Origin of the sequence: Kitasatospora sp. NPDC059577 (assembly GCF_042735475.1) — a bacterium.
Classification (GTDB): domain Bacteria; phylum Actinomycetota; class Actinomycetes; order Streptomycetales; family Streptomycetaceae; genus Kitasatospora.
Window position 1 is genome coordinate 13,813 of the sequence record NZ_JBHWBZ010000009.1, and the last position, 3,302, is coordinate 17,114.

The following is a 3,302-nucleotide window of genomic DNA, read 5'->3' on the forward strand; positions in this document are numbered from 1 at the left end:
GGTACCACCGTGTTGGTGGGCCCACGCGCCGCGGGCCACACCCACAAGTTGTGCTGCGCCAGGGCCGCCGCGGCCCCCCCCCCCCCGGGGGGGGGGGGGGGGGCCTCGGTGCTCACGCGCCGGCGCCGGCCGTCAGCCGCTGACGCTGGGTGCGCCGGTCTCCAGGTGGCCGGTGAACCGCTGCGACCAGCTGCTGTCGGCGTCCACCGTGACGGTGAAGTCGTACCAGCCGTTGGTGTAGGCGACGGCGTTGAAGTAGTCGCTGACGCTGCCGCCGGCCGGCACCTGGTAGGTCCAGGGGCCGTCGGTCCGGTAGTTGTTCGGGGCGATGGTGAAGGTCATCGGGGTGCTGCCGTTGTTGGCCAGCTTGAACCAGAGGGCCAGCTTGCCGGTGCCGGCCTCCACCGCGTACGAGGCGGTGACGGCGGCGTTCTTGCCCGCCTTCGTCGCGTCGCCCTTGAAGCGGCGCAGGAAGCGGTTGGGGCCGACGACGGTGAGGTCGTACGGGCCGCCGCCGAAGCCGGTGCCGCAGTTGAAGAAGTCGCTGGTGCTGCCGCCCGGGTCGACGGTGTACTGCCAGGGGCCGCCGCTGCGGTAGGCGTTGGCGTACGCCGCGAAGTGTGTGGACTTGGAAGCGCCGTTGGCCATGGCGATCCAGACCTTCATCACCCCGCCCGAGCCGAACTCCAGGTGGTCCAGGTTGGCGTTCGGCTGGTACGGCAGGGCGCGGGCCGGGCGGGTTCCGGACTCCTGCAGCGGCAGCTGGTTGTTCACCGGGGCCGGGTTGGGCAGCGGGCCGCAGGCGGACAGGCCGATGGTCTGCGAGGTGTCGGGCAGCGCCGGCAGGCCGTACACCGGGTTGGCGAAGTCGAACACGCTGGTGAGGTCGCCGCAGACGCGCCGGCGCCAGTCGCTGATGTTCGGGCTGGTGGCGGGCCTGCCGAGGGCGGCCGTCCAGACCTCCAGGAAGCGCAGCACCGAGGTGTGGTCGAAGGTCTCGGAGTTGACCCAGCCGCCGCGGGTCCAGGGCGAGACCGCGATCATCGGGACGCGGAAGCCGAGGCCGATGTTGGTGCCGTTGTAGAACTCGCCCGGAGTGCCGGCCGGGGCGACCGGCGGCGGCACGTGGTCGAAGAAGCCGTCGTTCTCGTCGTAGTTGATGAACAGGACGGACGAGTCGTAGACGTTCGGGTCCGCGTTGAGCGCGTCGATCACCATGTGGACGAAGTGCGCGCCGTCGGCCGGGGTGGCGTACGGGTGCTCGGAGGAGGCCTGGTCGGGGACGATCCAGGAGACCTGCGGGAGGGTGCCGGCCAGCACGTCGGCCTTGATCGCGGCGGCGATGTCGTCCGGGGTCCTCCCGGTGACCTTGGGCACCGAGCCCATGCCCTTGACGGCCAGCGGGCTGCCCGCCGCGGCGCCGGAGAACTGGTTGAAGTAGGCGAGGGCGTTGTCGCCGTAGTTGTCGGCGGCGTTCTGGTAGACCTTCCAGCTGACCCCGGCGTTCTCCAGGGCCTCGGCGAAGGTCTGCCAGCGCAGGCCCTTCTCGTCGCCGCCGTCGTAGGCCGGGCCGCCGGCGGCGCCGGACGGGTCGATCTGACCGGACCAGTGGTAGGTGCGGTTGGGGCCGGTCGCGCTCAGCACCGAGCAGTGGTAGGCGTCGCAGATGGTCCAGTTCTCGGCCAGCGCGTAGTGGAACGGGATGTCCTGGCGGGTGAGGAAGCCGAGCGTGCGCACGTTGCCCTTGGCCGAGACCCAGTTGTCCATCTTGCCGCTGTTCCACGCGCTGTGCTGGTCGCCCCAGCCGTGGCTGAGGTCGCCGTTGCACTGGGCGAGGCGCTCCGGGTCGGCGCCGCCGGCCGGCTTGGTCTGGCTGAACTGCCACGGGTACTGGCGGCTGAACAGGCCGTTGGGCTGGTTGAAGACGCTGTAGCCGCCGGCGATCTGGATCGCGCTGCGGTCGGCGAAGCCGCGCACTCCGCGCAGCATGCCGAAGTAGTGGTCGAAGCTGCGGTTCTCCTGCATGAGGATCACCACGTGCTGCACGTCGTTGATGGTGCCGGTCTGCCGGAGCGTGGTGGTGGAGGCCACCGCGGGAGCGCCCGGGGCGGCGCCCGCGGCACCGGTGCCGGCCACCGCGAGACCGGCCGCGGCCGCCCCGGACAGCGTGACGAACTTCCTACGACTCAGCTCGGCCATCAGCCCGGCCCGTCCCTTCGCTGGCGATGTTGTGTACACAAGTCGGGGCTCACTCGATCGCGGAGAAGTCTCCACCGGTGCGGGGCGGGCCACCAGATGCGCGCAGCAGGTTTGGCGGACTGTTCGTCCTGCGGTCACCGAGCGACGCCGGGCTGAACGCGGGACGGAAACGCCGGGGAGGGACGGGGGGGGATCCGGTCAGCGGTCCTCGACCTCGATCCCCAGCGCCTGGGCGAACTGCGGCGCCAGCTCCAGCAGCTGGGGGGAGCTGATGACCGCGCCGCGCAGCCCCTGGTGACCGTCGGCCAGCCCCAGCCGGACGGCGCCGCGCAGGTCCGTCCTGCTCAGCGTCGCACCGCGCAGCCGGACCTCCTCCAGTGTCGAGCCGGGGAAGGACACCCCGGTCAGCTTGGCCTCGCCGAAGTCCACGTCGCGCAGCAGGCAGTCCTCGAAGACGACGTCCCGCAGCACGGCCGACCGCAGGTTGACCGCCTCCAGCTTGCAGCCGCGGAACACGACCCGGCGCAGCGCCGAGCCGTACCCGGCGACCCCGGCCAGCACGCCGCCGACGAAGGCGCTGTCCTGCCACTCGGAGTCGCTGAGGTCGCAGGCCACCCAGCGGCCGGCCTGCACCCAGACCTCGTTGAACCGGGCCTGGCGCAGCTTGACCCCGCTGAGCGCGACACCGGTGAAGGCGCACTCCAGGAAGGCCGCCCCGGCGCCCGACTCGTCCGTGTGCTCGCCACCGTCGAAGTGGACGGTGTCGTACCGCTCGTCGCTGCGCAGCGGCCCGGTGTGCGGGCGCAGCAGTTCGGCGTACGGCAGGTCGTCGAGCCGGTCGGGGGCGGAACGGGGCATGGGGCACCTCGCGGTCGGGCGGTCGGGTCTCGCCCGCATGCTCGCACGCGGCACCGACAACGCCCCGCACCGACGACGCCCGCACCGGCGACACGTCGCAGCGACGTCGTCCGCGCCGAGCGGGACCGGGACCGGCGCAGCCCCGGGGGGGGGCGGGGGGGGGGGGGCGCGGGCGCGCCGCGGCGGGCGGGGGAGACGGCGCCCCGCGCGGAGAGGGAGGTCGTGGGGGGGAGCGAGTCGCTGTG

General features: G+C 72.7%; 2 protein-coding genes. Both read right to left on the reverse strand.

Translation table 11 applies throughout. From position 1 onward, the window contains the following. Positions 1 to 132: 132 nt before the first annotated feature. The gene (locus tag ACFV0O_RS10685) at positions 133 to 2,199 is read right to left on the reverse strand and encodes a phosphocholine-specific phospholipase C (RefSeq protein ID WP_380339177.1); all 2,067 of its coding nucleotides are present in this window, start codon (positions 2,197 to 2,199) and stop codon (positions 133 to 135) included. A 198-nt stretch (positions 2,200 to 2,397) separates the two neighbouring features. Continuing rightward, positions 2,398 to 3,057 carry a pentapeptide repeat-containing protein gene (locus ACFV0O_RS10690; protein ID WP_360253204.1) on the reverse strand — a complete coding sequence of 220 codons (660 nt, stop codon included), beginning with the start codon at positions 3,055 to 3,057 and terminating at the stop codon, positions 2,398 to 2,400. Between the last annotated feature and the right edge of the window lie 245 nt (positions 3,058 to 3,302).